The organism is Moorena sp. SIO4E2, assembly GCF_010671945.1.
Classification (GTDB): Bacteria; Cyanobacteriota; Cyanobacteriia; order Cyanobacteriales; family Coleofasciculaceae; genus Moorena; species Moorena producens.
In genome coordinates this window covers 1-1,487 of the sequence record NZ_JAAHIE010001188.1, presented here as the reverse complement: position 1 = coordinate 1,487, position 1,487 = coordinate 1, and the positions used below count along the sequence as shown (strand labels likewise).

The following is a 1,487-nucleotide window of genomic DNA, read 5'->3' as shown; positions in this document are numbered from 1 at the left end:
GCAAAAATCAGCCAAATGGCTTAGTTTGTAATGTGGTACTGCAAAGCTGATATCCCTCACAAGACAGGGATTTAGGTTTGAACAGTTAAAATTAGGAAGCATTACCAACCCCAGACCTATGTTCGAGGAACAACCCCAAGCACTACAGCAAAAGGTCAAACTCTTGGCATTGGAATCAATCCGCCAAGATAATCCATCTCAATGGTTTGAGGTTTTATATTCCGAAGCTAATGGGGATTCAGGGCAAATACCTTGGGCGCGTTTAACAACCCATCCTTATCTACAGGATTGGTTAGAGCGTAATACACCCCAAGGGTCTGGTCGCTCTGCCCTAGTGGTTGGTTGTGGGTTAGGGGATGATGCTGAAGCGTTGGCGCAGCAGGGTTTCCAAGTCACTGCCTTTGATATTTCCCCGACTGCGATCGCATGGTGCCAAAACCGATTTCCCGATTCCCAGGTCAAGTACCAAGTGGCGGATTTATTTGCCTTAGATCCAGCATGGCATCACAAATTTGATTTTGTGTTTGAATGCCGTAACATCCAAGCCTTACCCCTCAAGGTCAGGTCAACTGTGATGAATGCGATCGCATTCTTACTCGCCCCAGGAGGAACCCTGTTAGTTATCACTCGGTTTCGGGATAGCGACACTGAACCAGATGGTCCTCCTTGGCCGTTGTCCGATACAGAACTAGCTTACTTTCAGGAATTGGGCTTACAAGAAATCCGTCGTGATACTGTCCCAGAATCGGAGGATGACCCAATTCAACGGTTGCGTATTGAATATAATCGCGAATATACTCGCCATGGTTCTTAAACGCTTAATTATTGAAATGGGAATGGGAGTAGACCAACACGGTCAAGACCCAACCGTAGCAGCAGCAAGAGCTGTACGCAACGCTATTGCTGACAATGCCTTACCTGGTGTTTGGGAAGTAGCTGGTTTAGAGCATCCCAATCAAATGATAGTTGAAGTTCAAGTCGCCGTGCCTTACCCAGAGCAAGTCCGAGAAGATGAAGTACTGGCTGTACTCCCTTTCGGTCAGAAAACTCTATCCCTTGAGTCCGGTGGAATGGTGGTTCAAGGCAGAGCGATTCCAGAACTTAATGATAAAAATGATGAGATGCTGATTGCTGTTGCAGCGGTTACTGTTTTGGTGGATAGTGATTAGGTAAGCTATCAGCTATCAGCTATCAGCTATCAGCTATCAGCGAACAGCGATTAGCGCTACGCGCACGGGATGAAGCGTTCGCAAAGCTTGGCCTACGGCCTCAGCTTCCGCGCTTATGCGATCGCGTTCAGCTATCAGCATACGGCGGTTTGCATAACGATCAGGTCTTATACTTTCCCTGTTACTTCTAGGCGATTGGCAATGGCATCCACTACGGTTTCAAAAATGCCCAGGGAGTTTTCCACCATGGTGTTGAGGGTATCGAGCAGGGGATTAATTTCACAGATTTCCCAACAACACACCCGTGGATCTTTAACC

At 47.3% G+C, this 1,487-nt stretch carries 2 protein-coding genes; both read left to right on the top strand.

Translation table 11 applies throughout. From position 1 onward, the window contains the following. Positions 1-118 precede the first annotated feature (118 nt). Positions 119-814 (top strand): class I SAM-dependent methyltransferase, encoded by a 696-nt coding sequence (locus tag F6K37_RS42050; protein ID WP_287257174.1) that lies wholly within the window; start codon positions 119-121, stop codon positions 812-814. Beyond that, entirely contained in the window at positions 804-1,169 is a 366-nt protein-coding gene (locus F6K37_RS42045; protein WP_287257173.1) for a Lin0512 family protein, read from the top strand. Before F6K37_RS42050 ends, F6K37_RS42045 begins: the two co-directional genes overlap by 11 nt. Positions 1,170-1,487: the final 318 nt, after the last annotated feature.

Coding starts and splice junctions, on each gene's coding strand:
- F6K37_RS42050 (WP_287257174.1), top strand. CDS start 119: ATGTTCGAGGAACAACCCCAAGCACTACAGCAAAAGGTCAAACTCTTG.
- F6K37_RS42045 (WP_287257173.1), top strand. CDS start 804: ATGGTTCTTAAACGCTTAATTATTGAAATGGGAATGGGAGTAGACCAA.